The sequence below is a fragment of the Enterobacter sp. BWH52 genome (assembly GCF_001037565.1).
Lineage (GTDB): Bacteria > Pseudomonadota > Gammaproteobacteria > Enterobacterales > Enterobacteriaceae > Enterobacter > Enterobacter hormaechei_C.
The window spans coordinates 2648092-2673840 of the sequence record NZ_KQ089854.1 but is presented as its reverse complement, the minus strand read 5'-3'; the positions used below and the strand labels follow the sequence as shown (position 1 = coordinate 2673840).

The following is a 25749-nucleotide window of genomic DNA, read 5'->3' as shown; positions in this document are numbered from 1 at the left end:
GGATTCATCTTGAGCATGAGCGCATTTAATGCTTATTTTAATAGGCTATGCGGTAACTATGTAAGATAACTAAGTGATTGAATAATGAACAAAACAGAATTCTACGCGGATCTGAATCGCGATTTTAAGGCATTAATGGCAGGGGAAACCAGTTTCTTAGCCACTCTGGCAAATACCAGTGCGTTACTGTTCGAACGCCTTTCTGACGTGAACTGGGCGGGCTTTTATCTGCTGGAAGGCGACACGCTGGTACTGGGGCCTTTCCAGGGGAAACTCGCCTGCGTGCGTATCCCGGTAGGTCGCGGCGTGTGCGGTACCGCAGTGGCGACCCGTCAGGTTCAGCGTGTCGAAGATGTTCATGCGTTTGACGGCCACATCGCCTGCGATGCCAGCAGCAATTCTGAAATCGTACTGCCGCTGGTGGTTAAAAATCAGATTATTGGCGTTCTGGATATCGACAGCACGGTCTTCAGTCGCTTTACTGCCGAGGATGAGCAGGGGCTGCGCGCGCTGGCCGCAAACCTGGAAAATGTTCTGGCAGAGACCGATTATCATAAATTCTTTGCGAGCGTCGCAGGATAATCAACGGATAACGTAGCATTTACTGATAGCGTCATTATAATGTCGCCTGTTCATGCCTGCGCTTGTTGGCAACGTCCGTTGTAATCAGGAAATTTCATGGAAAATCAACCTAAGTTGAATAGCAGTAAAGAAGTTATCGCATTTCTGGCCGAGCGTTTCCCGCAGTGCTTCAGCGCTGAAGGTGAAGCGCGTCCTCTGAAAGTCGGTATCTTTCAGGATTTGGTCGCGCGCGTTGAGGGGGAGATGAACCTCAGCAAAACGCAGCTTCGTTCTGCCTTGCGCCTTTATACCTCGAGCTGGCGTTACCTGTACGGTATCAAGCCGGGTGCGACCCGTGTCGACCTTGACGGCAACCCGTGCGGTGAGCTGGACGAGCAGCACGTAGAACATGCGCGTAAGCAGCTTGAAGAAGCCAAAGCTCGCGTGCAGGCACAGCGTGCGGAACAGCAGGCGAAAAAACGCGAAGCCGCAGCGGCAAACGGTCAGGAAGACGCCCCTCGTCGCGAGCGTAAACCGCGCCCGGCACCGCGTCGTACTGAAAATAACGATCGCAAACCGCGTGCTGACAAACCAGCAGCTAAAGCCCCACGTGCGCCGCGCGAAGAGCCGCGCCACACCCCGGTTTCTGACATCAATGCGCTGAGCGTAGGTCAGTCTCTGAAGGTGAAAGCGGGTAACAACGCGATGGACGCCACCGTACTGGAAATCACCAAAGATGGCGTTCGTGTACAGCTGACTTCTGGTATGTCAATGATTGTACGCGCAGAACACTTGTTGTTCTGAAACGGAGGCCGAGCCTGGCATGAACACTTTTTTTAAGCTCACCGCGCTGGCTGGCCTGTTTGCTATAACAGGCCACGCTTTCGCTGTGGACGATATTACGCGTGTTGATCAAATTCCGGTTCTCAAGGAAGAGACTCAGCACGCGACGGTGAGTGAGCGCGTGACGTCGCGCTTTACTCGTTCGCACTATCGTCAGTTCGATCTCGATCAGGCCTTTTCGGCCAAAATCTTTGACCGTTATCTGAACTTGCTGGATTACAGCCATAACGTACTGCTGGCCAGCGATGTCGAACAGTTCGCTAAACGCAAATCCGAAGTGGGTGATGAGCTGCGCTCCGGAAAACTCGATCTGTTCTACGATCTGTACAACTTATCGCAAAAGCGCCGTTTTGAGCGTTATCAATACGCGCTGAAAGTGCTGGAACGTCCTATGGACTTCACCGGCAACGACACCTTTAATCTGGACCGCAGCAAAGCGCCATGGCCGAAAGACGAGGCTGAACTGAATGCGCTGTGGGATGGAAAAGTCAAATATGACGAACTGAGCCTCAAGCTCACAGGCAAAGACGAGAAAGAGATCCGTGAGACGTTAAACCGTCGCTACAAGTTCGCTATTCGCCGTCTGGCGCAGACCAACAGTGAAGATGTTTTCTCGCTGGCGATGACCGCGTTTGCGCACGAAATTGATCCGCACACTAATTATCTCTCTCCACGTAACACCGAACAGTTCAATACCGAAATGAGCCTGTCTCTGGAAGGTATCGGTGCTGTGCTTCAGATGGACGATGACTACACCGTAATCAACTCCATGGTGGCCGGTGGCCCTGCATCGAAAAGCAAAGCGATCAGCGTAGGCGACCGTATTGTCGGTGTGGGCCAAACCGGAAAGAGCATGGTGGACGTGATTGGCTGGCGTCTTGATGACGTAGTTGCGCTGATCAAAGGGCCGAAGGGCAGCAAAGTTCGCCTGGAGATCCTGCCAGCCGGTAAGGGGACCAAAACCCGTATCGTTACTCTGACCCGTGAGCGTATCCGTCTGGAAGATCGCGCGGTGAAAATGTCGGTGAAAACCGTGGGTAAAGAGAAGGTTGGCGTTCTGGATATCCCTGGTTTCTACGTCGGCCTGACCGATGATGTGAAAGTGCAGCTTCAGAAGCTTGAAAAGCAGAATGTCAGCAGCGTGATCATTGACCTGCGCAGCAACGGCGGCGGGGCATTGACCGAGGCCGTCTCGCTGTCCGGGCTGTTTATCCCGTCTGGCCCGGTGGTACAGGTGCGCGATAACAACGGTAAAGTGCGTGAAGATGCGGATACCGATGGTGTGGTCTACTATAAGGGGCCGCTGGTGGTGCTTGTCGATCGCTTCAGCGCCTCTGCATCGGAAATCTTCGCTGCTGCCATGCAGGATTACGGCCGGGCGTTAATCGTCGGCGAACCGACGTTTGGCAAGGGCACCGTTCAGCAGTACCGCTCTCTGAACCGTATTTACGACCAGATGCTGCGCCCTGAATGGCCGGCGCTGGGCTCAGTACAGTACACCATTCAGAAGTTTTACCGCGTCAACGGCGGCAGCACGCAGCGCAAAGGCGTGACGCCGGATATTATGATGCCGACAGGTACCGAAGAGACGGAAACGGGCGAGAAGTTTGAAGATAACGCGCTGCCGTGGGATAGCATTGATGCCGCGACATTCGTGAAATCGGGTGATATGAAACAGTTCGGACCGGAACTGCTGAAAAATCACAACGATCGCATCGGGAAGGATCCGGAATTCCAGTACATCATGAAGGACATCGCGCGTTTCAACGCCCTGAAAGCAAAACGGAACATTGTGTCTCTGAACTACGCTCAGCGTGAGAAAGAGAACAATGAAGATGACGCGACACGTCTGGCGCGTATCAACGATCGCTTCAAACGTGAAGGCAAGCCTCTGCTCAAAAAACTGGACGATCTGCCTAAGGATTACCAGGAGCCCGATCCGTATCTGGACGAGACGGTGCATATCGCGCTTGATCTCGCGAAGCTGGAAAAAGAGAAACCTGCTGTGCAACCTGCTCCGACAAAATAATCCCCCAACAGGCACAAGCAATTGTGCCTGTTTCTTTTTGTTCCTCATCCTTCCGTCAGGCAGATTTCCAATTGTGTAAAGTTGTGTCTTTCTGGTGACTTACGCCGTCTGGATGCTTGAAAATAGCCGTAATACCCATACGATGTGGGTAATCGCATAGTGCGTTTTGTTAAACTGAGGTTAAAAGAATATTATGATGCGAATCGCGCTCTTCCTGCTCACCAACCTGGCGGTGATGGTGGTATTCGGGCTGGTGCTAAGCCTGACGGGAATTCAGTCGAGCAGCGTTCAGGGTCTGTTGATTATGGCGCTGCTGTTTGGTTTCGGTGGCTCTTTCATTTCACTGCTAATGTCGAAGTGGATGGCACTGAAATCCGTGGGCGGTGAAGTTATTGAGCAACCGCGTAACGATATGGAGCAGTGGCTGATGAGCACGGTTGCTCAGCAGTCAAAGCAGGCGGGCATTGCCATGCCGCAGGTAGCCATCTACCACGCGCCGGATATCAACGCGTTTGCTACCGGTGCGCGTCGTGACGCGTCCCTGGTGGCCGTCAGCACCGGTCTGCTGCAAAACATGAGCCGTGACGAAGCGGAAGCGGTTATTGCTCACGAGATCAGCCACATCGCCAACGGCGATATGGTCACCATGACCCTGATCCAGGGCGTGGTGAACACCTTCGTTATCTTTATTTCCCGTATTCTGGCGCAGATTGCTGCCGGGTTTATGGGTGGCAACCGTGATGAGGTTGAAGAGAGCAACGGCAACCCGCTGATCTATTTTGCTGTTTCAATGGTGCTGGAGCTGGTGTTCGGTATCCTGGCAAGCATTATTACCATGTGGTTCTCCCGTCATCGTGAGTTCCATGCGGATGCCGGTTCCGCGAAACTGGTGGGTCGTGAAAAGATGATTGCTGCGCTGCAACGTCTTAAAACCAGCTACGAGCCGCAGGAAGCAAACAGCATGATGGCCTTCTGCATCAACGGCAAGTCAAAGTCGCTGAGCGAGCTGTTTATGTCTCACCCGCCGCTGGATAAACGTATTGAAGCGCTGCGTAGCGGCGAATATCTGAAGTAACGTAATCGGGTTGAAAACAACCGGGCAGGAGTCCTTCTCCGCCCGGTTTTTTTATGCCTGCGCCTTTGGCTGGGTGACACGAAGACCGCTAATGACAGCCGCGAGGGTCGCCAGTGTCCCTGCGGTAATCAGCGCAACGTGTGTCGCATTCTGCCCGGCCAGGTTAAACATCAAGGCTACCAGTGCGGCCCCGGTGCTTTGCCCTAACAGTCTTGCCGTGCCCAGCATCCCGCTGGCGCCACCGCTGCGATGACGTGGGGCAGAGGTGATAATCGTGTGGTTATTAGGGGACTGGAACAGACCAAAACCGGCCCCGCACAGGATCATGCGCCAGATAATATCCAGATCCCCTGGCGAGGCGGGCAGGAGCGCCAGTGCAAACAGTCCCACCGCCATGACAACCAGCCCAATCGCCCCCAGAAGCCCGGCATGAACGCGCTCAATAAGGTAACCGGCCAGCGGGGCCATCACCATGGTTGCCAGAGGCCAGGGCGTGAGCAGCAAGCCTGTTTCCACTTCCGAACGGCCAATCACGCTCTGCAAAAAGAACGGCAGCGCAACCAGCGCCAGCATCTGTGCGCAGAATGAGCAAATGGAGGTACAAATGGATAGCGAAAACAGCGGAATACGCAGCAAATCCACCGGCAGTAACGGCACGGGCAGCGCCAGCTGACGTCGTACGAAGAAAAATCCGATGATAAGCATGGCAACGATTTCTGCGGCAATGAGCGACAGAGACTGCCCCTGAGCAAATCCGCTCAGCGCGGTAATCAGCAGGCCAAAGGTCAGCGCGTTCATCACGGCGCTGGGCAGGTCAAAACGCGGCATGGTGTTTTTCGGACCATTTTCCGGAAGATAGCGCAGGGCGAAGAAGATCGCCACAATACCCAGCGGCACATTAATGGCAAACAGCCACTGCCACGAGGCAACGGACAGAATGGCGGCGGCAATCGTCGGCCCGGCAGCGGACGACACGGCCACAATAAAGGAATTAATGCCCATGCCGCGCCCCAGGTGGCGGTGAGGATAGATAAGCCGTATGAGGGCCGTGTTCACGCTCATTAGCGCCGCGCCGCCAAAGCCCTGCGCGATACGCGCCAGGGTGAGGGTGTGCAGTGAATCGGAAAGGGCACAGAAGAGCGAGGTGAGGGTAAAGACCACCAGCCCGCACTGGTAAACCCGGCGATAGCCAAACATATCGCCCAGGAAAGAGAGTGACAGGAGGGAAATCACAATTGCTATCTGGTACGCGTTCACAATCCAGATAGAGCTTGCGGGAGAAGCATTAAGGTCTTTTGCAATGGTAGGAAGAGCAACGTTGGCAATCGCACCGTCAAGGACAGCCATCGAAATACCGATGACAATAGTGGCAATTGCCCCGTACCGCTGCGGTAAGGGCAGGCCATCAGAAACGTTTTTTTGCATGGGAAAAGAATGACTCAGCGTGAAATTATTTTCAGAGTAACTATTTTAGCATCGTTATTTCGGTTTTATGTCGCAGATTTGTAACGAAGTAAACCCAGATAGATTGCAGCACGCATCACACGAATTTATAATAAAAACCGGTTCTGATTTTTATAAAACACTCTCCATGAGGTGATAAATGGCAATCGCAGATTTGGATAAGCAGCCAGATTCTGTTTCTTCCGTGCTGAAGGTGTTTGGCATCTTGCAGGCGCTCGGAGAAGAGCGTGAAATTGGTATTACAGAGTTGTCGCAGCGTGTGATGATGTCGAAAAGCACCGTTTATCGCTTTTTGCAGACGATGAAATCATTGGGTTATGTCGCGCAGGAAGGAGAATCAGAAAAATATTCTCTGACGCTGAAACTGTTTGAACTGGGCGCCCGCGCCTTGCAGAACGTGGATCTGATCCGCAGCGCTGACATTCAGATGCGTGAACTTTCACGACTGACGAAAGAGACAATTCACCTCGGTGCGCTGGATGAAGACAGCATTGTTTACATCCACAAAATTGACTCCATGTACAACCTGCGCATGTATTCACGCATCGGTCGTCGTAACCCGCTCTACAGCACCGCAATTGGTAAAGTACTGCTGGCCTGGCGCGATCGCGAAGAGGTGAAGCAGATCCTTGACGGGGTGGAGTACAAACGCAGCACCGACCGCACCATTACCAGTACGGATGAACTGCTGAGCGTGCTGGATAACGTGCGTGAGCAGGGTTACGGGGAAGATAACGAAGAGCAGGAAGAGGGGCTGCGTTGCATCGGTGTGCCGGTATTTGACCGCTTCGGCGTTGTCATTGCGGGCCTGAGCATTTCGTTCCCAACGCTGCGTTTCTCTGAAGAGCGTCTTCATGAATATGTGGCGATCCTGCATACCGCAGCGCGCAAAATTTCAGAGCAGATGGGATATAACGATTATCCGTTCTGATCGACGCTTTCAATAAAAACGCCGCAACAGTGCGGCGTTCTTGTAAGCGAAATTCAACGCTGATTAACCGTTATCAATCACATCAGATGATTTACGCAGCACAGGACAGTTGGTTAACCCGATGATCCCGCTGTCGGAATGAATGTACTGCGCCGTGCTTACCCCCCGGGCGGTAAGATATTTACACTGGATACCCAGACCCGCGGCATTTTCTTTGCTTCCCATTAATACGCCGTACCCACTTAATAACAGGCCGATCCACACAATGGCCAGTACAATTACTGTACGAATAAGTAAACGCATCGTTGCCTCTTTTTTCTTTGTTGTCATGGAGTAAGCGTAACGGGTTTACGCAGTGAAACAAGTGCACGATTCCGAAAAGCGTCTGTTGAAGGTACAGTTAGCCCCTGTTTAAGATAACCGTGATAACCTGGCTGCATCAGGTCATAAGACGGAGTGTGGAGTGAAAAAAATACGCTGGGTAATTCTGATTATAGTGTTGATAGCTTGTGTGGTGCTGTGGACGCAGACTATCAATGTGATGTGCGATCAGGATGTACAATTCTTTAGCGGCATTTGTTCAATCAATAAGTTTATCCCCTGGTAGAGGCCATTTTTACGCTGAGTGATGTCCTTACGTGGCGGCAGTGGTAAAATGACTGTTTTTACTGAGGTGGTGAAATGGGTGAGTTACTGAATTCGGGGCTGCTGAGCATTGCATCCCTGGTAATGTCTTTGGTGGTGCTGGTCGTTGGGCTGGTACTGTGGTTCTTCGTTAACCGCGCCAGCTCCCGCACAAACGAGCAGATTGAACTGCTGGAAGCATTGCTCGATCAGCAGAAACGGCAGAATGCGTTGCTGCGTCGTCTGTGCGAAGCCAACGAGCCGGAGGAGAAAGCGGTACCTAAGGACGCTGTTGCTCAACAACAGGACGAGGAAGACTTCATTCGCCTGGTAGCCGAACGATAGTTTGCCCGGAAAGGGAGGTGGCCTGACGTACGGCGTAAATCCCCTCCCTTATCAAATGTGATCCACAACATCCCAACATATAATTAAGCAGCAGTTAAGTATTGTTTCAGCATACTGAAAACTGGTGAATATTTATCCTTATTCGATAATTACCGTTTCGTTGAATAAATTGTGTGTTTTATCTTTCCCGAAGTGTTTTATTTTTATCGAAACGTTTTGCTTGCCTTGTTTTGAGGCAGAGTCATAAAAATTTCATTATTTTGGTGCAGAATAACGCTAATTAAATGGTGGATTTTAATACAATTAGCAAAATGTAATTAACATCGTATATTCCCTGACACATGTCGGTGCGTTGCAATGTTTTCAGCATAACTTTTCACAAAATGTTCTAACTCAGTCATTCTTTTAAAGAAAATCAGGGATTGGGATGGACGCTTTGAAATGATTGAGCTATGTTTAAAAAGTCTTTGATTACAGGGCGCGTCAACGCACCCTGCGGGCAGTGAGGTCAGGTAGCGCTTCATTTGACAATTCGCATAACTGTGCAGATTGTTATGGAGTAACACCTGAATTTGTGCGGCGGATCGAGACATGTTTAAAAATGGCTTGCCATATTAAACGTTGTGTGTGATAACACGTTTTGGGTCAAACGAGGTACAGTTCTGTTTATGTGTGGCATTTTCAGTAAAGAAGTCCTGAGTAAACACGTTGTCGTTGAATACCGCTTCTCTGCCGAACCTTATATTAGTGCCTCAAGCAGTAATGTCTCAGTTTTATCTAAGTCAAAGCCTGCGGGCTAAGAAAACACTCTAAGGAATTTTGCAAATGGCAAAGATTAAAGGTCAAGTTAAGTGGTTCAACGAGTCTAAAGGTTTTGGTTTCATTACTCCTGCTGACGGCAGCAAAGATGTGTTCGTACACTTCTCTGCAATCCAGGGTAACGGCTTCAAAACTCTGGCTGAAGGCCAGAACGTTGAGTTCGAAATTCAGGATGGCCAGAAAGGCCCAGCTGCGGTTAACGTAACTGCTATCTGATCGAATCACTGCTGACTGAAGTGCTCAGCGCTTCGATCCCAGACATAAGCCTCGCCGATGCGGGGCTTTTTTATTCGCTTATTTTTCAAAATATTACGTAATCCTCCGCTGTTATTATCTTGTTGCAAACCCTCGAGATTATTAGCATTGTTTTCCCGCCTTCTTATCCGCTTTTCCCGTTAAATCAGGGCGTTGATCAACAGCCCTGGGGTTAAGGTGAAAAAAAAGACAATAACGACCACCGGAAACTTTACTCCGGCACGTTTTGCACTTCTGTGTCTCGCTATCTTTTGTAGTCTTGCGTTTCTGCTGGGCCGCGTGGCGTGGCTGCAAATTATCAAACCGGATAATCTGGTTAAGCAGGAGGATATGCGCTCCCTGCGCGAAGTGGCGATAGACGCCCCGCGGGGGATGATTGTGGACCGTGAAGGACGACCCCTTGCGGTGAGCGTACCTGTCCAGGCCGTCTGGGCCGATCCCAAAACAGTGCTGGAAAAAGGGGGGATCGGTTATGATTCGCGCTGGCAGGCCCTGGCAAATGCCTTACACCTTTCTCTGAGCACGCTCGCATCGCGAATCAACAGTAACCCGCACGGGCGATTTATTTACCTTGCCCGTCAGGTTGATCCCTCCCAGGCAAAGTGGATCGATAAGCTGCGTCTTCCGGGTATCAACCTTCGCGATGAGTCCCGCCGCTTTTATCCTGCCGGGCACGTGGCGGCGAACCTGATTGGCTTCACCAATATTGATGGTCAGGGCATTGAGGGTGTCGAGAAAAGCTTCAACACGCAGCTTACCGGGAAGGCAGGCGTGCGGCTGGTCAGGAAAGATCGCTACGGACATGTGGTGGAGAACCTCACGGAGGTGGCTCCCGTACCTGCACATAATATCCAGCTTAGTATCGATGAACGCCTGCAAACTATCACCGAAGACGCGCTGGATAATGCCGTGGCGTGGAACAAAGCTGAGTCAGGCGCGTCGGTGCTAATTAATATCCAGACGGGCGAAATTCTGGCGATGGCGAGCTTCCCCGACTTCAACCCCAACAACCGGGAAGGGGCAACGCTGGATGATTTTCGCAATCGCGCGATCAGCGACACCTTTGAACCTGGCTCGACCGTTAAGCCTCTGGTGCTGATGACGGCGCTACAGCAGGGGCTGGTACAGCCTGACAGCGTCATAGACACGCATCCCTACACCATTGATGGCCATCGTATCCGCGACGTGGGCTACTACCCCGAGCTGACGATGACCGGCATCCTGCAAAAATCCAGTGACACGGGCGTGTCCCGTCTTTCGCTGGCGATGCCTGTGCAACGGTTACTGGATACCTATAAACACTTTGGCTTTGGCGAGAGTACCGGGCTTGGCTTAACGGGAGAAAGCGCAGGTTTACTGCCGCAGCGGAAATTCTGGAGCCAGTTAGACCGGGCGACCTTTGCCTTTGGATATGGCCTGATGGTAACCCCCCTCCAGCTGGCGCATGTGTATGCCACCATCGGCAGCTATGGCATTGAACGGCCTCTGTCCATCACCCGAATCGATCCGCCGGTGATTGGCAAGCGGGTGATGCCCGAGGAAATTGTTCACGAGGTGGAGCACATGATGGAGAGCGTCGCGTTACCCGGCGGTGGTGGAATCAAAGCGGCGGTGCGTAACTATCGCGTGGCGATAAAAACCGGGACGGCCAAAAAAATCGATGAACACGGTAAGTATGTGGATAAATACGTCGCCTATACCGCAGGCGTTGCGCCTGCCAGCGATCCCCGTTTTGCGCTGGTGGTGGTGATTAACGATCCGCAAAACGGTGCCTATTACGGCGGGGCCGTTTCCGCGCCCGTTTTCAGCGAAATCATGGGGAACGTTCTGCGTCTGGAAAACGTAAAGCCTGACGGGCTGCCGGCAGATTCTGACCATCTGATCGTGATGCATCACCCAGCCGTTTATAACCCTGGCGAATAGCGGTACACTTCGCCTTTTGGTTTACGCCCTGGAGCTGTCATGTCTTTCAGTTGTCCCCTTTGCCACGCGCCGCTGACGCGCGCGGAGAAAACGTTTATCTGTCCACAGGGACATCAGTTTGACCGGGCGAAAGAGGGCTATGTAAATCTTCTGCCGGTACAGCACAAGCGCTCCCGGGACCCGGGTGACAGCGCGGAGATGATGCAGGCGCGCCGGGCGTTTCTCGATGCCGGGCATTATCAACCGCTCAGGGATGCCGTTGTCGCCTTACTCCGTGAATATCTGACAGAAGGCGCATCCGCCATGCTGGATATCGGCTGCGGCGAAGGTTACTACACCGCCACGTTTGCTGACGTGGCGGCTGAGAAGGGCGCCGAAACGTACGGGCTGGACGTATCTAAAGTGGCTATCCGTGCGGCAGCCAAACGCTACTCAGCGGTAACGTTCTGCGTGGCCTCCAGCCACCGCCTGCCGTTTGAGGAAGCGAGTATGGACGCCGTGGTGCGTATCTATGCGCCGTGCAAGGCTGAGGAGCTGGCGCGCGTCGTTAAGCCCGGTGGCTGGGTTATCACCGTCACGCCAGGGCCGCGTCATCTGCTGGAGCTAAAAGGGCTGATCTATGATGAAGTTCACCTGCATGCGCCTCACTCTGAACAGCTGGCAGGCTTTGCGTTAAAGCAGGCGCAGTCGGTAGCGTATGAAATGATGTTGCAGGGAAGTGAAGCGGTGGCGTTACTGCAAATGACGCCGTTTGCGTGGCGGGCAAAACCAGAGGTGTGGGAAACGCTGGCAGCGCAGACAGAATTTCGCTGCCAGACGGATTTCAGCATCCATTGCTGGCAGCGCGAAGGTTAACCCGCGAAGTGTGCCCAAAGGATTTGGGCACCAATCCCGATCAACACGATACCGCCCAGAATTTCGGCGCGTTTGCCTAACAGCGGGCCAATGAACCGACCCACCATCATCCCCAGCGTTGACATGATCAGCGTGGCGCAGCCAATCGCCAGCGCGGTGGCGATAATATTGACCTGCAAAAACGCCAGACCGACACCCACGGCCATTGCATCCAGGCTGGTTGCGATGGCGGTTGTCACCAGAAGCCAGAAGCCGTGGCGTTGCAGCGGCGCATCATCTTCATCGCCGTTGCCACGAAAACCTTCAATCACCATACGTCCGCCGAGGAACACCAGCAGCACGAAAGCAATCCAGTGATTCCACTCCAGCACAAACTGGCTGGCGAGCATCCCCAGTCCCCAGCCGATAAGCGGCGTCAGCGTTTCGATAGCGCCAAAGATGAGACCGGTACGCAGGGCTTCGGAAAATTTAGGTTTATGGAGAGTGGCACCTTTGCCGATAGAGGCGGCAAATGCGTCCATGGACATGCCAAAAGCCAGAAGGATCGTAGCGGAGATATTCATAAGAGCGTCCAGACCGGGGATATCCATATGACACATCACTGCCCCCAGTAAACAGCAGTTGATGTATCTATGGTCTCGCCTGATCGCTTCTGGCACAGTAATTGTGCTTAAAAACGATCCGTACGCGCCACGTTTTTCAACGAGTATGTTGACACGTACATTTCCCGCAGGCAGGAAATCGGCTACTCCCCAACGACGGGCGCAACCTTAACATATTTTGAGAATATAAAACAACAACGAAGATGGCTTTATATAGCCACTATGTTGATAACGATTTTCATTTAGATTTATGCGTGAAAATATCGTTAATAAATATAAGTCAATTAACAGTGGAGATATAGCACCGGCTATATTGCTGGTTCAAGAATAATGCAATATATAGCCGATGCTATAATGATAACTCATTGAGTTTTAACAAGTAATTTGTATATCTTTTCCAGGTCATCAATATTTCTGACCCGGATGAGCAGGCGGCGTTGTTCTAATTGCATCACCAGAACCCCGTCTTCGGATAAATTCATCTCTTTAATACGGTTATATTCTATCCAGACATTGGCGAAGAAGAATCCGTGTTTTTTAAAAATGAGTTTTGGCGAGCGGATCCAGAACAGGTAAATCGCCATTAATGCCAGCGCACATAATAACCATGTGGTTAATATTGCGCCGTGGCTGGTCACATTATTGTAAATGAGGATGACTACCAGACCGGCGAAGATAAACGCATCAATACGTCCACGGCGTAAGAGGGGAAGGGTCAGCAGCGTCTCGCCGTGGCGGCGAGGCATAATAAACTCGTCATAGATCGCGTAAGCCAGAAGGGCAACAATAAATAAAACCAGTACGGTGTCCGTGACAGTCATTCATCCTCCAGATAAAAAGACCGGGGGCAAGCCCCCGGTCAGTAACGCATTTTATTACAGACCCAGCAGGCCGACAGCGTAGCCCGCGATACCGATGACGAAGAAGCCAACGATGATCCAAAGCGGGTTCACTTTCTTACGCAGCAGCCACATACAGGCGAAGGTTAACAGCAGCGGTACCAGGCCCGGCATCAGCTGGTCCAGAATGGTCTGCACGGTGGTAACGCGCGTCTGACCATCCTGACCGGTGATCGTTGATACCACCAGCGGGATGTTTACGTGCGTCCACTTGTTAACCAGCGCCCCCATTACAAACAGGCCGAGAATTGACGCCCCCTCAGTCAGTTTTTGCAGGAAGCCGCCGCCCATATCCTTAACGATATCCACACCTTTACGATAGCCGTACGCCACGCCGTAGTAACGGGTCAGCAGACGCACCGCGTTGAACAGGATGAAGAACAGCAGAGGACCGAGCAGGCTGCCGCTCATGGCGATCCCGGCGCCCAGCGCCGCAAAGACCGGACGCACGGTACCCCAGAAAATCGGGTCGCCCACGCCTGCCAGCGGCCCCATCAGACCAACTTTGATACCGTTGATGGCACCATCGTCGATTTCAGCCCCGTTCGCACGCTGCTCTTCCATCGCCAGCGTCACGCCCAGAACCGGCGCCGCAACATAAGGATGGGTGTTGAAGAATTCCAGATGACGCTTAATTGCCTGACGGCGTGCTTCGTTGTTTTCCGGATACAGGCGTTTGATGGCCGGCACCATGGAGAAGCAGAAGCCGAGCGCCTGCATACGTTCGAAGTTCCATGAACCCTGAAACAGGTTAGAACGGATGAACACGCCACGAATATCACCCGGAGTGAGTTTTTTCTCAGTGGTAGTTTTTGTCATATCAACCATTTCGCTCACCTGTTAGTCCAGTTCGTTATCGAGATCGTTGTTACCAGCAGCCTGCGCAGGGGCACCCGCGACACGGTTGTATTTCGGGCTGAGCTGGATATAAAGAATCGCCATCACCGCACCAATCACACCCAGCGCAACCAGGTTGAAGTTGGTGAACGCAGCGGTAACGAAGCCGAGGTAGAAGAATGGCATCAGGTAGCCCGCGCGCATCATGTTGATGACCATCGCATAACCGACCACCACGATCATACCCCCGGCGATATTCAGACCGCTGGTGACCACTTCAGGGATCGCATTCAGCATGCCCTGAACTTCGCTGGTACCGACAGAAATCGCCACGATAACTGCAGGGATCGCGATACGCATCGCTTGCAGGAACAGGGAAGAAACGTGGATCCAGGAGAGCGCGGTGAGGTTGCCGTTTTCGGCCGCCTTATCCGCCGCGTGCTGGAAGGCCACGGTAATAGTACGGACAATAATGGTCAGCACCTGACCCGCTGCGGCCAGCGGGATGGCCAGCGCGATACCGGCACCAATACTCTGATGACCGGCGATAACCAGAACGGTCGAAATAATGGACGCCAGCGCGGCATCTGGCGCAACTGCCGCACCGATGTTCATCCAGCCGAGGGCGATCATTTCCAGGGTACCACCGATGATGATACCGGTTTTCATGTCACCGAGAACGGCGCCAATCAACGTACAGGCCACCAGAGGGCGGTGGAACTGAAATTCATCAAGTACGGACTCCATACCCGCAATACACGCGACGATGAACACCAGCACAATCTGAAGAGTAGTAATCTCCATTGCACTTCTCCTATTACATAAGCTCTATATGAAAAACCGGCCCGGGCTTATTTCCCCACTTTGCCGATCAAATCCATCATTTTCAGTTTCTGATCCGTGGAAACCTTACGGGCTTCCAGCTCGATACCGCGTGCATTCAGCTTGTTGAAGGCCTCGATATCTTTCGCATCCACTGAAATCGCGTTGTTGACCTGCGTTTTGCCCTGACGGAAAGCCATACCGCCAATGTTAACGGAGGTGATTTTCACGCCGCCTTCAACAATGCGTTCGACGTCTGTCGGGTTGGTGAAGAGAAGCATCACGCGCTCACCCGCATATTTCGGGTTGTTGTAAACGCGGATCATCTTGGCGACATCCACGACGTGCGCGGTGACGCCCGGCGGTGCAACCTGGGTAAGAAGGGTTTTACGGACAGTGTCGGCGGCCACTTCGTCACTGACCACGATGATGCGTTGTACGTTGGTCTCTTTGGTCCAGCGCGTCGCCACCTGACCGTGGATTAGACGGTCATCAATACGCGCAAGGCCGATAACCATGTAATCGTTCGGACCCATTGGCTTCGCCGGTGCAGCGGCTTTTGGTGCAGCAGGGGCAGGGGCAGGTTTTTCAACCGGCTGCGCTTTCAGCGCCTTCACCCCTTCGCGACCGGTTTCCACCGCCAGCGCCACCAGCTCGTCAAAGCCTGGGTTGTCGTCACGCGCCATGAAGGTTTCCACCAACATCGGGATATTCACCCCGGCGACGACTTCATAATGTTCTTTATCGACGACAATGCGGCTGGCAGCGTTGAACGGGCTGCCGCCCCATGTATCCACGAGAAACAGCACGCCTTTGCTGGTATCCAGTTTCTCAAGCTGAGCAGTGTATTTTTCAATCAGCGTCTCGGCATTTTCACCGGGAACGAAATCGATCCAGCCGACGTTTTCCTGCTCGCCCAACAGCATTTCTGCCGTTTTGAGTAACTGCTCCGCAGCCCAACCATGTGTGCCTATGACAATAGCAATGGTCACTTGCTACCTCCTTTTATTATCATTTATACGTCTGCCAGGCAGGCGTACTGAGAATCGTATTGGCGAACCGAATCGATTCAGATAAGGGTTAGAGTTCAAAAAAACTAAGACTTCCGCGAATTATTTTAGATAGTGAAAAAATAATTTATGTGATGAAGATCCGTAATTTAGCTACGCCTTACAGATTTTTCTCTAAGATAATCCGCGTGTGTTACAGAAGTTTGCAAAGGAACGTAAATCTTTGCTAAAAACCAATTGTCTCTGATATGTTTAGCGTCCGTTTAATTATTCAGGAGTATAGGGCTACAGCCCACTATATGGACCGTCACCGACGTCAGTCATCTTCCAGGCCATTCCGCGCCTTAATCACCGGCGATCTTCGCCACGCATCGACTCTCATTCCCTTTGAAATGCCCGACATTAGCGGGGCACCGTTTTGTCATTCCTTTAGCAGGAGCGTGTCATGGAATTCTTAATGGACCCGTCAATCTGGGTAGGCTTGCTTACGCTGGTCGTGCTGGAGATCGTTCTCGGTATTGATAACCTGGTGTTTATCGCCATCCTCGCAGATAAACTGCCGCCGAAACAGCGTGATAAAGCCCGTCTGATCGGCCTCTCACTGGCGCTGATCATGCGTCTGGGCTTACTGTCTGTTATCTCGTGGATGGTCACCCTGACGAAGCCCCTGTTCACCGTCATGGATTTCACCTTCTCCGGCCGCGATTTAATTATGCTGGTAGGGGGACTGTTCCTGCTGTTCAAAGCCACAACAGAGCTGCATGAACGGCTGGAGAACCGGCAGCACGATGATGGCCACGGTAAGGGTTATGCCAGCTTCTGGGTGGTTGTTCTCCAGATTGTGGTGCTTGATGCGGTCTTCTCACTGGATGCGGTGATTACGGCGGTCGGCATGGTGAACCATCTGCCGGTGATGATGGCGGCGGTGGTGATTGCGATGGCGGTAATGCTGCTGGCGTCGAAACCGCTGACGCGTTTCGTCAACCAGCATCCGACGGTCGTTGTGCTGTGTCTGAGCTTCCTGCTGATGATTGGTCTGAGCCTGGTGGCAGAAGGGTTTGGCTTCCATATTCCGAAAGGCTACCTGTACGCCGCGATTGGCTTCTCGATTCTGATCGAGCTGTTTAACCAGATTGCGCGCCGTAACTTTATTAAGCAGCAGTCGAATCAGCCGCTGCGAGCCCGTACCGCAGATGCGATTCTGCGACTGATGGGCGGGCGTCGTCAGGTGAACGTGCAGGCTGATAACGAGAACCGCAACCCGGTTCCGGTGCCGGAAGGCGCGTTTGTGGAAGAAGAACGCTACATGATCAATGGCGTGCTTTCGCTGGCTTCCCGCTCCCTGCGCGGTATTATGACGCCGCGCGGCGAAATCAGCTGGGTGGACGCCAACCTGAGCGTCGACGAAATTCGTCAGCAGCTGCTCTCCTCGCCGCACAGCCTGTTCCCGGTCTGCCGGGGTGAGCTGGATGAGATCATCGGTGTGGTACGCGCGAAAGAGATGCTGGTGGCGCTGGAAGAGGGCGTTAACGTCGAGGCCGTAGCGGCCGCGTCGCCCGCAATCGTGGTGCCTGAAACGCTGGATCCGATCAACCTGCTGGGCGTATTGCGTCGTGCTCGCGGGAGCTTTGTTATCGTCACCAACGAATTTGGTGTGGTACAGGGCCTGGTGACGCCGTTGGACGTGCTGGAAGCCATTGCCGGTGAATTCCCTGATGCGGATGAAACCCCGGAAATCGTTGCCGACGGTGACGGCTGGCTGGTGAAAGGCACCACCGACCTGCACGCGCTCTCGCACACGCTGGGCGTCGAAAACGTGGTCAATGATGATGAAGACATTGCCACCGTGGCGGGGCTGGTGATCTCCGTTAACGGGCAGATCCCGCGTATCGGTGATGTGCTGGAGCTGCCGCCGCTGCAAATTACCATCGTCGAAGCCAACGACTATCGCGTTGATATGGTGCGTATTGTTAAAGAGCACTCTGCGCACGACGAAGAAGAGTAACGTTATCTAGCGTAACGGCAGTAAGGGCACGATGTGTCCGTTGTGACGGGCTGGCGGAGAGTGGCTTTCCGCCAGCCATTTCGGAAACTCGCGCAGCGGCATTGGCCGCGCATACAAGTACCCCTGCAAAATATGTACGCTGTGACGGCGCAGGTAGCGTGACTGCTCCTCGGTTTCCACCCCTTCCGCAACCAGTTCAATATTCAGTCGCTGGCCAAGCGCAATAATAATATCTGTTACCGTTGAGTTCACGGCGTCGGTGCCGATCGCGGTGGTGAAGGATTTATCAATTTTCAGCACATCCGGATGCAGTTTTTCTAGCCATGAAAGTGAGCTGTTGCCGGTACCAAAATCATCAATCGCAAGTTTCACCCCTTTGCGGTGCAGCTCCCGCACGATGCGGTAATCCACATCCAGCAACGCATCGCGTTCGGTTAACTCCACGATCAACTGTTGAACAGGGCTGGCGTTAAACCAGATGCGGTTGAGATCCTGGATAAGCGCAGCGCGGCGAAAATGGCTGGCGGCCACGTTAATGCCGATATGGAAATCGCGCGAGGCAGGGAAATAGCCTATCTGCCGCACCGTTTCGCTGATGACGTAGCGGGTAAGCGGAACAATCAGGTTATGTTCTTCGGCCAGAGGGATAAAGACATCGGGCGAAATCCATCCCTGACGCGGGTTGTTCCAGCGCAGGAGGATCTCGACGCCGGCGCATTCCCGGGTGCGGGCATTCACCAGCGGCTGGCAGAAGAGTTCAAACTCCCGGGCCGCAATTCCCATGTTGATTTCCCAGGTGAAACTGATTCGCCGCGCCGTGGCGAGCCAGGCGATATAGCCCATCAGTAAGCTGAGCATCAACGCCAGCGGCAGCTGGGTGGGCAGATTTTTTAACGCCATTTCGCCAGGCCCGGGGCCGCTCACCGTGACGCTGAAAGGGTAATGTTGTGACGACTGTTCCAGCAGGGAGGCGTTTTCATCGAAGGTCGGCGTAGTCGTCACCTGTTGCCCGTCGCGGAGGAAGTTATCTCCTACTCTCAGGACAACGTCGGTGATCTGCGGCCGCTGCGGCTCGAGAATCATTTTAGTGATGAGATCGATATTCACCACCTCCATCACCCCGTCGTTGCCGTCGCCCGCAACGGGAGACCACTGAATCAGTACCGGGCTGCCTTTTACCAGCCACCGGTCAGTCGACAGCAGCAGCCTGGATTCACTGACTGGAAGCTCCGGCACAAACTCACTGACGAGCACATTACGGCTGCCAAAGACGCTTGAGCAATACAGTATTCCGTCTTGAATGAGGGCGATGGAGCGTACGGTCTGGAGGATCGCCGCCTGTTTTCGCAGGATCAGATTTGCTTCGGAACAGGGTATGCCAACCAGTGAAAGTAGCGTTTCACGCTGGGCCTCTAACGAGAGAAGCACCTTATCAAGCGCACGCACGGTGTGTTGGGTAAAGTCGTGGATCCGATCCTGATTTATGTTGCGCTGTGAAATAAAGCGAATGCCCAGCGTCAGGACGAGCGTAACGAGCGCAACCGTGACACAGACGATAACGCGTTTTCGGCGATAGTCTTTAATGATCGTTTGTGCAGTTTGCATGAACGGTCGCCTGTTAAGCACCGGCCAGAAAAGCCAGACGCAACAGTGACAGTGTAGTGGGGAATACGTGAAGCGACGAGACGAGAGGGGAAAATTCGCCCATCCGTTGCAGATGGGCGAAAGGAAGGCTTAGTCGCACTGCACCTTAATGGCCAGACCGCCGCGCGAGGTCTCACGGTACTTCGCGTTCATGTCCTTGCCGGTTTCGTACATGGTTTCAATAACCTTATCCAGCGACACGCGTGGCTCGCTGGTACGGCGCATCGCCATACGCGAGGCGTTGATCGCTTTGACGGAGGCGATGGCGTTACGCTCAATGCACGGCACCTGCACCTGACCGGCAACCGGGTCACAGGTCAGACCGAGGTTGTGCTCCATACCGATTTCCGCCGCCACGCACACCTGCTCAGGGCTGGCGCCCAACAGTTCCGCCAGACCCGCTGCCGCCATAGAGCAGGCCACGCCCACTTCACCCTGACAGCCTACTTCGGCACCAGAGATGGACGCATTCATTTTGTACAGCGCGCCGATAGCGCCTGCCGCGAGGAAATAACGGATATAGATATCCGGTGTCACGGGCTCAATAAAGTGATCGTAATAGGCCAGCACCGCCGGAACGATACCGCACGCGCCGTTGGTCGGCGCCGTCACCACGCGACCACCCGCTGCGTTCTCTTCGTTAACCGCGAGGGCAAACATGTTCACCCAGTCGACCACGTTCATTGGGTCATTGGAGAACTTGTCGGTGGTGACCAGCATGCGGCGCAGCGCAGAGGCACGACGCGGTACGCGCAGAGGCCCAGGCAGAACACCCTCGGTGTTCATCCCGCGGTCAATACAGGCGCGCATGGTTTGCCACACGTTAGCAAAATAGTCTTCGATCTCTTTCTTGCTGTGCAGCGCCAGTTCGTTCTGCATCACCATGCCGGACAGGGACAGTCCGGTCTCTTTGCAGTAGCCCAGCATCTCGGTGGCCGATTTAAACGGATAGGGCACATTGACGTCGCCCGCGCTCTCTTTACCAAAGTGTTCTTCGTCAACGATAAAGCCGCCGCCGATGGAGTAGTAGGTTTTACTGTAGATCTCTTTTTCGCCGCTCCAGGCGTGGATGGTCATGCCGTTTTCATGCAGCGGCAGGTTGTCGCTACGAAAACGCATCCCGTCATCCTGCGGGAAGTCCACTTCGTGCTGACCGTTAGCCAGCAGTAAGCGTCCGCGCGTTTCCACGTCGCGGATAAATGCCGGAATGGCATCAATATCAACAGTGTCCGGCATATTGCCTGCCAGACCCATAATAATGGCGATATCGGTGTGGTGGCCTTTACCCGTTAATGACAGTGAACCGTAAACGTCTACGGCGACACGGGTAACGCTTTCCAGTAATCCTTTTTCGACCAGATCATCGACGAACTGTTTACCGGCCTTCATCGGCCCTACAGTGTGGGAAGAGGAAGGACCAATCCCCACTTTGAACATGTCGAATATACTAATCACTTTCACACTCCTGACAGGGTTACTGGGGTTCCAGTAACGATGTTATAACTGCGCATAGTGTAAGAGGGAACACCAACCTCGGCTTAACTATTCACATGAATTAAACTAATGGTTAACGATGGTTTTGCTAATAGCGCGACGCCGATCGCAAACCTGCCAGAAAAGGGTGGAATGTAAAGTATAGTCAAGGCTTCAGGCCGATTTGCAGGGCCAGCTCACGAATGATGCCTGCCGTCATGCCCCAGACAAAATAATGCTGATACCACGACAGCCAGACCCGATGATCGTGTCCGCGGCGGTGAATATCCAGTGGGTGATAGCGGCCCAGACGAAGGGCCTCTTCCAGCGGCATTTCGAACACCGCTGAAACTTCATCGACGCTGGCGTGATACTGAAGATCGGGCGGAATAATGCCAACGACCGGCGTGACCTGAAAACCGGTTACGCTGTCCACTGGCGGCAGCACGCCGATCACCTCGACTGTCTCCGGGGGGATCGCCACTTCCTCATGCGCTTCACGCAGTGCGGCGGCAATCAGGGATGCATCGGTGCTGTCCACCGCGCCGCCCGGAAACGCAACCTGACCGGCGTGTTTTCGCATATGCGGTGAGCGCTGGGTAAGCAACAGACCCGGCTGCTCACGGCGCACGACCGGGATCAGCACCGCCGCCTGACGTTGATTCAGCGTGGCGCGGCTAACCTGGGGCCGCAGAAGCTGAAAGCGCGACAGAAAATCATCCAGCGTCAGGTTGTCTTTCTTCACCGTAAATTCTCCAGTTGTTTCAGGATACGATTCACTTTATCAAAGGTTTCCTGATATTCCGCCTCGACCTGGCTATCGGCCACAATGCCACCGCCTGCGGAACAGTACAGGTTACCGTCGCACGCCGTCAGGGTGCGAATAGTGATGCTGGTATCCATGGTGCCGCACAGACTCACATAGCCGATGCTGCCGCACCAGGCGTTGCGGCGATGTGGTTCCAGTTCGTCGATGATCTCCATCGCCCGGACCTTCGGCGCGCCGGTGATGGAGCCGCCCGGAAACGCGGCGCGGAGCAGATCGCAGGCGGTTCGCGAGGCCGGCAGGCGTGCGGTGATGGTGCTGACCAGATGATGCACCGCCGGGAATGGCTCCACGACGAACAGCTCCGGCACGCGCACGCTGCCCGGCTCGGCGACGCGACCAATATCATTGCGCATCAGATCGACAATCATCAGGTTTTCAGCGCGATCTTTGGGAGAGGCCGCCAGCGTCTCCGCCTGCTGGCGGTCGGCGTCGGCGTTGGCAAGGCGCGGCAGTGTGCCCTTTATCGGGCGGGTCTGAATCATACCGTCAGCCAGGTGAATAAAACGCTCAGGCGAAAGGCTGAGGATGGCGCCGTGTTCAAGGCGTAAAAATGCACTGAACGGGGCCTTATTGCTGGCATTGAGGCGGGTAAACGCCTGCCATTCGTCTCCCTTGTACGCCGCCTGGAAACGCTGGGCAAGGTTGACCTGATAACAGTCGCCACTGTGAAGATACGCCTGCACACGGGAGAATTTTTCCGCGTATTCCTCCGCGCTCATGTTCGAGCGCCAGCCGGAGGTCAGCATAAAGTGTTCCGGGGCGGCGGGCCGTTGCGCCTCAAGCCAGGCCAGACGCGCCTGTACGTCCCGGTGGCTCAGCAGAGAAACCGTCTGCTTACGGTGATCCACGATCAGCGCCCAGTCATACAGCCCCACCGCCATATCCGGCAGGGAAATATCCGCCTGCGCATGCTCAGGCAGCGTTTCGAAACGGCGACCCAGATCGTAACCAAACAGGCCCAGCGCGCCCCCCTGGAAAGGCAGATCCGGATCAGGTGTGGCAGTTAAGCCCAGAGCATCGATCTCGTTCTGAAGCCGCATCAGCGGATCGTCCGTTGGCGACAGCGCATCGGTCGTCAGCGTTTTAACCGGGTCGGCCACCAGAATATCAAAGCGGCTGTAGGGGTGATCCGCATGGCCGGAGTGCAGCAGCATGGCAAAAGGAAGGTGGCTCAGACGGGCAAACCAGAACTCCGCGGCGTCAGCACGCCAGGGCAAGGTCATAACAGTGGGGAAGCGCATGTTCATGTATGGCATACTACCGGGCAGCGTGAAATAATTAGCGCGAATAATTTAGCAGGAGTTAACGATGTTTGCAGGTTTACCTTCTCTCAGCCATGACCAACAGCAGAAAGCCGTTGAACGTATTCAGGAGCTGATGTCCCAGGGGATGAGCAGCGGACAGGCAATTTCCCAGGTCGCGGAAGAACTTCGCGCCACCCATACCGGCGAGCGGATCGTGGCGCGCTTTGAGGATGAAGATGAAGAATAACCGGCTTACACTGCCGCGATAATCTTGATCTCAACCTTATATTCCGGTTTCATCAGCGTGGCCTGTACGGTGCAGCGTACAGGCGCGTGACCCGCCACCACCCACGCATCCCATGCTTTATTCATCGCCGCGAAATCGTCTTTATTCGCCAGAAAAATCGTCGCATCCAGAATGCGGGATTTGTCGCTGCCCTGTTTTTCCAGTACGGCGTCGATCTGCGCCAGGGTGTTGGCGGTCTGCTCGAAGGCGTCGGCGTCCAGATTGGCAGGGACGCCGGTGTAGTACAGCGTCTGGTTGTGGATCACCACATCAGACCAGCGGGCTTCGGCATCAATGCGCGTAATTGTCATAAACGTATCCTCGTTATCTTTCGTCGTCAGGCGGCAAGACTGCCATAATGTTCCGCCGTCGTCACTATTTGGGGTGGCACCGGAGAGAAGGGGCTGACATAATCCCTGTGCAAAAATACAGTGAGAGAACACCGTGGCAGACGATTTTTCCCCAGAGGGTCAGTTAGCACAGGCTATTCCCGGCTTTAAACCGCGCGAACCCCAACGTCAGATGGCGCATGCCGTTGCGCACGCTATCGACAAGGCGCAGCCGCTGGTCGTGGAGGCCGGTACCGGTACGGGGAAAACGTATGCTTACCTCGCTCCTGCGCTGCGGGCGAAAAAGAAGGTGATCATCTCTACGGGATCAAAAGCGCTCCAGGATCAGCTCTACAGCCGCGATTTACCCACGGTGGCGAAAGCGCTGAAATACAAAGGGCGTCTGGCCTTGCTGAAAGGGCGTTCTAACTACCTGTGTCTGGAGCGTCTTGAACAGCAGGCGCTGGCGGGCGGCGACCTGCCGGTACAAACCCTGAGCGATGTGATCGTCCTGCGCGCCTGGGCCAACCAGACGGAGGAGGGGGACATCAGCACCTGCGCGAGCGTGCCGGAAGACTCCCCGGCCTGGCCGCTGGTGACCAGCACCAATGACAACTGCCTCGGCAGCGACTGCCCGCTGTATAAAGACTGTTTTGTGGTGAAAGCGCGTAAAACCGCGATGGACGCCGACGTGGTGGTGGTGAACCATCACCTGTTTCTTGCGGATATGGTGGTCAAGGGCAGTGGTTTCGGCGAGCTGATCCCGGAGGCGGAGGTGATGATCTTCGATGAAGCCCATCAGCTACCGGACATCGCCAGCCAGTATTTTGGTCAGTCGCTCTCCAGCCGTCAGCTTCAGGATCTGGCGAAAGATATTACCATTGCCTATCGCACCGAACTCAAAGATACCCAGCAGTTGCAGAAGTGCGCGGACCGCTTGGCGCAATGCGCACAGGATTTCCGCTTACAGCTTGGCGAGCCGGGCTATCGCGGCAACCTGCGCGAACTGCTCGCAGACAAAAATATCCAGCGCGCGCTGCTGCTGCTCGATGATGCCCTTGAACTCTGTTACGACGTGGCGAAGCTGTCCCTCGGACGTTCAGCGCTGCTGGACGCCGCCTTCGAGCGCGCCACGCTTTACCGTGGGCGGCTGAAGCGGCTGAAAGAGATCAACCAGCCGGGCTACAGCTACTGGTACGAATGTACCTCGCGCCACTTCACCCTGGCGCTCACGCCGCTGACCGTTGCTGATAAATTTAAAGAGGTGATGGCGCAAAAGCCCGGCACCTGGGTCTTTACCTCGGCCACGCTGTCGGTCAATGACGATCTGCACCACTTTACCGAGCGCCTCGGCATTGAGCAGGCGGAATCCCTGCTTCTGCCGAGCCCGTTCGACTATGAGAGACAGGCGCTGCTGTGCGTGCCGCGCAATCTGCCGCTGCCTAACCAGCCGGGCGCGGCGCGCCATCTGGCGGCCATGCTGAAGCCGATGATCGAGGCCAACAACGGGCGCTGCTTTATGCTCTGCACCTCACACGCCATGATGCGCGATCTGGCCGAGCAGTTCCGCGCCACCATGACGCTACCGGTGCTGTTGCAGGGAGAAACCAGTAAAGGCCAGCTGCTCCAGCAGTTTGTCAGCGCCGGTAATGCCCTGCTGGTGGCGACCAGCAGCTTCTGGGAAGGGGTGGACGTGCGCGGCGACACGCTCTCGCTGGTGATTATCGATAAGCTGCCGTTTACATCGCCGGACGATCCGCTTCTGAAAGCGCGCATGGAGGACTGCCGTCTGCGCGGGGGCGATCCGTTCGACGACGTCCAGCTGCCGGACGCGGTCATCACGCTTAAACAGGGGGTAGGGCGACTGATCCGCGACGTCACCGATCGCGGGGTGCTGGTGATCTGCGACAACCGCCTGGTGATGCGTCCCTACGGCGCGACCTTCCTCGCCAGCCTGCCGCCCGCGCCGCGCACGCGGGATATTAAACGCGCGGTCCGCTTCCTGGCGAACCCGACGGCGGAGTAATTCTTCCCGGAGTGTGTTA

The 25749-nt window shown here is 54.4% G+C and carries 25 protein-coding genes and 1 pseudogene; 14 read left to right on the top strand and 12 right to left on the bottom strand.

Features of this window, described 5'->3' with window-relative positions; genetic code table 11:
- The first annotated feature begins 84 nt into the window (after positions 1 to 84).
- From SK47_RS12605 to htpX, 4 genes are all read left to right on the top strand, one after another.
- On the top strand, positions 85 to 582 hold the full coding sequence (locus SK47_RS12605) for a GAF domain-containing protein (protein WP_006811006.1): 498 nt from the start codon (positions 85 to 87) through the stop codon (positions 580 to 582).
- A gap of 96 nt (positions 583 to 678) precedes the next feature.
- Positions 679 to 1365 (top strand): RNA chaperone ProQ, encoded by a 687-nt coding sequence (proQ, locus tag SK47_RS12600; protein ID WP_003859895.1) that lies wholly within the window; start codon positions 679 to 681, stop codon positions 1363 to 1365.
- Positions 1366 to 1384: 19 nt separating this feature from the next.
- Positions 1385 to 3433, top strand: a complete 2049-nt coding sequence (prc, locus tag SK47_RS12595) for a carboxy terminal-processing peptidase (RefSeq protein ID WP_003859896.1) — start codon at positions 1385 to 1387, stop codon at positions 3431 to 3433.
- A gap of 193 nt (positions 3434 to 3626) precedes the next feature.
- Complete coding sequence (htpX, locus tag SK47_RS12590; RefSeq protein ID WP_048244343.1) at positions 3627 to 4508, top strand: protease HtpX; 882 nt, start codon at positions 3627 to 3629, stop codon at positions 4506 to 4508.
- 51 nt (positions 4509 to 4559) lie between these two features.
- Here the strand turns inward: htpX and SK47_RS12585 are convergent, their stop codons facing one another.
- Positions 4560 to 5933: an MFS transporter gene (locus tag SK47_RS12585; protein ID WP_023314330.1), complete on the bottom strand. Its 1374-nt coding sequence runs from the start codon at positions 5931 to 5933 to the stop codon at positions 4560 to 4562.
- Between the two features lie 178 nt (positions 5934 to 6111).
- Here SK47_RS12585 and kdgR point away from each other — a divergent pair, with 178 nt between their 5' ends.
- Positions 6112 to 6903 (top strand): DNA-binding transcriptional regulator KdgR, encoded by a 792-nt coding sequence (gene kdgR / locus SK47_RS12580; RefSeq protein WP_003859903.1) that lies wholly within the window; start codon positions 6112 to 6114, stop codon positions 6901 to 6903.
- A 63-nt stretch (positions 6904 to 6966) separates the two neighbouring features.
- On the opposite strand, the gene SK47_RS12575 is transcribed toward kdgR, so the two are convergent.
- A complete protein-coding gene (locus SK47_RS12575; protein ID WP_003859905.1) occupies positions 6967 to 7206 on the bottom strand; it encodes a YobH family protein in 240 nt (79 codons plus the stop codon).
- A 160-nt stretch (positions 7207 to 7366) separates the two neighbouring features.
- Between SK47_RS12575 and mgrB the strand changes: the two genes are divergently transcribed.
- The 6 genes and pseudogenes from mgrB to rlmA all read left to right on the top strand — a co-directional run bounded on the left by mgrB (position 7367) and on the right by rlmA (position 11724).
- Entirely contained in the window at positions 7367 to 7510 is a 144-nt protein-coding gene (mgrB, locus tag SK47_RS12570) for a PhoP/PhoQ regulatory lipoprotein MgrB (RefSeq protein ID WP_003859906.1), read from the top strand.
- Between the two features lie 74 nt (positions 7511 to 7584).
- A complete protein-coding gene (locus SK47_RS12565) occupies positions 7585 to 7872 on the top strand; it encodes a YebO family protein (protein WP_003859907.1) in 288 nt (95 codons plus the stop codon).
- A 668-nt stretch (positions 7873 to 8540) separates the two neighbouring features.
- Positions 8541 to 8685: pseudogene (locus tag SK47_RS12560) on the top strand (DUF2627 domain-containing protein).
- Between the two features lie 12 nt (positions 8686 to 8697).
- On the top strand, positions 8698 to 8907 hold the full coding sequence (cspE, locus tag SK47_RS12555; RefSeq protein ID WP_001062678.1) for a transcription antiterminator/RNA stability regulator CspE: 210 nt from the start codon (positions 8698 to 8700) through the stop codon (positions 8905 to 8907).
- 216 nt (positions 8908 to 9123) lie between these two features.
- Positions 9124 to 10869, top strand: coding sequence for a peptidoglycan glycosyltransferase FtsI (ftsI, locus tag SK47_RS12550; protein ID WP_003859909.1), 1746 nt, complete (start codon positions 9124 to 9126; stop codon positions 10867 to 10869).
- A gap of 39 nt (positions 10870 to 10908) precedes the next feature.
- Positions 10909 to 11724, top strand: a complete 816-nt coding sequence (gene rlmA / locus SK47_RS12545; protein ID WP_045329821.1) for a 23S rRNA (guanine(745)-N(1))-methyltransferase — start codon at positions 10909 to 10911, stop codon at positions 11722 to 11724.
- Here rlmA and mntP read toward each other — a convergent pair.
- The 5 genes from mntP to manX form a co-directional block, all read right to left on the bottom strand.
- The gene (mntP, locus tag SK47_RS12540; protein WP_003859911.1) at positions 11721 to 12287 is read right to left on the bottom strand and encodes a manganese efflux pump MntP; all 567 of its coding nucleotides are present in this window, start codon (positions 12285 to 12287) and stop codon (positions 11721 to 11723) included. The two genes, rlmA and mntP, sit on opposite strands and share 4 nt — an antisense overlap.
- Before the next feature lie 401 nt (positions 12288 to 12688).
- Positions 12689 to 13147 (bottom strand): DUF986 family protein, encoded by a 459-nt coding sequence (locus SK47_RS12535; RefSeq protein WP_003859912.1) that lies wholly within the window; start codon positions 13145 to 13147, stop codon positions 12689 to 12691.
- Between the two features lie 54 nt (positions 13148 to 13201).
- Complete coding sequence (locus SK47_RS12530; protein ID WP_006810994.1) at positions 13202 to 14053, bottom strand: PTS mannose transporter subunit IID; 852 nt, start codon at positions 14051 to 14053, stop codon at positions 13202 to 13204.
- 12 nt (positions 14054 to 14065) lie between these two features.
- Entirely contained in the window at positions 14066 to 14866 is an 801-nt protein-coding gene (manY, locus tag SK47_RS12525; protein WP_003859914.1) for a PTS mannose transporter subunit IIC, read from the bottom strand.
- Positions 14867 to 14913: 47 nt separating this feature from the next.
- The gene (gene manX, locus SK47_RS12520; protein ID WP_022651434.1) at positions 14914 to 15876 is read right to left on the bottom strand and encodes a PTS mannose transporter subunit IIAB; all 963 of its coding nucleotides are present in this window, start codon (positions 15874 to 15876) and stop codon (positions 14914 to 14916) included.
- 463 nt (positions 15877 to 16339) lie between these two features.
- On the opposite strand from manX, the gene yoaE reads away from it, so the two are divergent.
- On the top strand, positions 16340 to 17899 hold the full coding sequence (gene yoaE / locus SK47_RS12515) for a CNNM family cation transport protein YoaE (RefSeq protein WP_003859916.1): 1560 nt from the start codon (positions 16340 to 16342) through the stop codon (positions 17897 to 17899).
- A 6-nt stretch (positions 17900 to 17905) separates the two neighbouring features.
- On the opposite strand, the gene SK47_RS12510 is transcribed toward yoaE, so the two are convergent.
- The 4 genes from SK47_RS12510 to pabB all read right to left on the bottom strand — a co-directional run bounded on the left by SK47_RS12510 (position 17906) and on the right by pabB (position 23092).
- Positions 17906 to 19504 carry an EAL domain-containing protein gene (locus SK47_RS12510; RefSeq protein WP_048244341.1) on the bottom strand — a complete coding sequence of 533 codons (1599 nt, stop codon included), beginning with the start codon at positions 19502 to 19504 and terminating at the stop codon, positions 17906 to 17908.
- A 129-nt stretch (positions 19505 to 19633) separates the two neighbouring features.
- Complete coding sequence (gene sdaA, locus SK47_RS12505) at positions 19634 to 20998, bottom strand: L-serine ammonia-lyase (RefSeq protein WP_003859920.1); 1365 nt, start codon at positions 20996 to 20998, stop codon at positions 19634 to 19636.
- Between the two features lie 184 nt (positions 20999 to 21182).
- Positions 21183 to 21761 carry a CoA pyrophosphatase gene (locus tag SK47_RS12500; RefSeq protein WP_003859921.1) on the bottom strand — a complete coding sequence of 193 codons (579 nt, stop codon included), beginning with the start codon at positions 21759 to 21761 and terminating at the stop codon, positions 21183 to 21185.
- Entirely contained in the window at positions 21758 to 23092 is a 1335-nt protein-coding gene (pabB, locus tag SK47_RS12495; protein ID WP_048244339.1) for an aminodeoxychorismate synthase component 1, read from the bottom strand. Before pabB ends, SK47_RS12500 begins: the two co-directional genes overlap by 4 nt.
- A gap of 61 nt (positions 23093 to 23153) precedes the next feature.
- Between pabB and SK47_RS12490 the strand changes: the two genes are divergently transcribed.
- Positions 23154 to 23336, top strand: a complete 183-nt coding sequence (locus tag SK47_RS12490; RefSeq protein ID WP_003859925.1) for a YoaH family protein — start codon at positions 23154 to 23156, stop codon at positions 23334 to 23336.
- 5 nt (positions 23337 to 23341) lie between these two features.
- Here SK47_RS12490 and SK47_RS12485 read toward each other — a convergent pair whose 3' ends face one another.
- Positions 23342 to 23686, bottom strand: a complete 345-nt coding sequence (locus SK47_RS12485) for a RidA family protein (RefSeq protein ID WP_003859927.1) — start codon at positions 23684 to 23686, stop codon at positions 23342 to 23344.
- A gap of 133 nt (positions 23687 to 23819) precedes the next feature.
- On the opposite strand from SK47_RS12485, the gene SK47_RS12480 reads away from it, so the two are divergent.
- Positions 23820 to 25730 (top strand): ATP-dependent DNA helicase, encoded by a 1911-nt coding sequence (locus SK47_RS12480; RefSeq protein WP_048244337.1) that lies wholly within the window; start codon positions 23820 to 23822, stop codon positions 25728 to 25730.
- Positions 25731 to 25749: the final 19 nt, after the last annotated feature.

Bases quoted from the DNA above. Each gene is read 5' to 3' on its own strand.
- SK47_RS12490 (WP_003859925.1), top strand. From the start codon at position 23,154: ATGTTTGCAGGTTTACCTTCTCTCAGCCATGACCAACAGCAGAAAGCC.
- SK47_RS12565 (WP_003859907.1), top strand. From the start codon at position 7,585: ATGGGTGAGTTACTGAATTCGGGGCTGCTGAGCATTGCATCCCTGGTA.
- SK47_RS12585 (WP_023314330.1), bottom strand. From the start codon at position 5,933: ATGCAAAAAAACGTTTCTGATGGCCTGCCCTTACCGCAGCGGTACGGG.
- SK47_RS12530 (WP_006810994.1), bottom strand. From the start codon at position 14,053: ATGGTTGATATGACAAAAACTACCACTGAGAAAAAACTCACTCCGGGT.
- manY (WP_003859914.1), bottom strand. From the start codon at position 14,866: ATGGAGATTACTACTCTTCAGATTGTGCTGGTGTTCATCGTCGCGTGT.
- rlmA (WP_045329821.1), top strand. From the start codon at position 10,909: ATGTCTTTCAGTTGTCCCCTTTGCCACGCGCCGCTGACGCGCGCGGAG.
- SK47_RS12510 (WP_048244341.1), bottom strand. From the start codon at position 19,504: ATGCAAACTGCACAAACGATCATTAAAGACTATCGCCGAAAACGCGTT.
- SK47_RS12605 (WP_006811006.1), top strand. From the start codon at position 85: ATGAACAAAACAGAATTCTACGCGGATCTGAATCGCGATTTTAAGGCA.
- mntP (WP_003859911.1), bottom strand. From the start codon at position 12,287: ATGAATATCTCCGCTACGATCCTTCTGGCTTTTGGCATGTCCATGGAC.
- SK47_RS12575 (WP_003859905.1), bottom strand. From the start codon at position 7,206: ATGCGTTTACTTATTCGTACAGTAATTGTACTGGCCATTGTGTGGATC.
- prc (WP_003859896.1), top strand. From the start codon at position 1,385: ATGAACACTTTTTTTAAGCTCACCGCGCTGGCTGGCCTGTTTGCTATA.
- proQ (WP_003859895.1), top strand. From the start codon at position 679: ATGGAAAATCAACCTAAGTTGAATAGCAGTAAAGAAGTTATCGCATTT.
- yoaE (WP_003859916.1), top strand. From the start codon at position 16,340: ATGGAATTCTTAATGGACCCGTCAATCTGGGTAGGCTTGCTTACGCTG.
- pabB (WP_048244339.1), bottom strand. From the start codon at position 23,092: ATGAACATGCGCTTCCCCACTGTTATGACCTTGCCCTGGCGTGCTGAC.
- kdgR (WP_003859903.1), top strand. From the start codon at position 6,112: ATGGCAATCGCAGATTTGGATAAGCAGCCAGATTCTGTTTCTTCCGTG.
- htpX (WP_048244343.1), top strand. From the start codon at position 3,627: ATGATGCGAATCGCGCTCTTCCTGCTCACCAACCTGGCGGTGATGGTG.
- SK47_RS12485 (WP_003859927.1), bottom strand. From the start codon at position 23,686: ATGACAATTACGCGCATTGATGCCGAAGCCCGCTGGTCTGATGTGGTG.
- SK47_RS12535 (WP_003859912.1), bottom strand. From the start codon at position 13,147: ATGACTGTCACGGACACCGTACTGGTTTTATTTATTGTTGCCCTTCTG.
- cspE (WP_001062678.1), top strand. From the start codon at position 8,698: ATGGCAAAGATTAAAGGTCAAGTTAAGTGGTTCAACGAGTCTAAAGGT.